The organism is Chromohalobacter sp. HP20-39, assembly GCF_033052815.1.
In the GTDB taxonomy this organism is placed as follows: domain Bacteria; phylum Pseudomonadota; class Gammaproteobacteria; order Pseudomonadales; family Halomonadaceae; genus Chromohalobacter.
The window spans coordinates 1-230 of the sequence record NZ_JAWHTP010001253.1 but is presented as its reverse complement, the minus strand read 5'-3'; the positions used below and the strand labels follow the sequence as shown (position 1 = coordinate 230).

General features: G+C 70.0%; 1 protein-coding gene. It reads right to left on the bottom strand.

Annotated elements, in window-relative coordinates; all coding sequences use genetic code 11:
• Positions 1 to 230, bottom strand: a 230-nt coding sequence (locus RVY79_RS21880; protein ID WP_317466726.1) for a hypothetical protein, incomplete at both ends; no start/stop codon positions are given.

Genomic DNA, 230 nt, shown 5'->3' with positions numbered 1-230 from the left:
CCAGCCGCTCGGCATCGTCCGGCAAGCCGGCAAAGAGAAACAGCGGGTGGAAGCTGGCCGTATCCGCGCCGGCCTGGCGGGCAGCGTCCAGCAAGTCGCGTTCGCCCGCGCCGCTGCAATGGAGCACGAGTTGCCCTGGGCGCCAGCGGACGTTGTTGACCACACCGGGAATGGCGTCATCCGGCACGGTGACGAACACCCAGTCGGCAGCATCCGCCACGCCCTGCGGG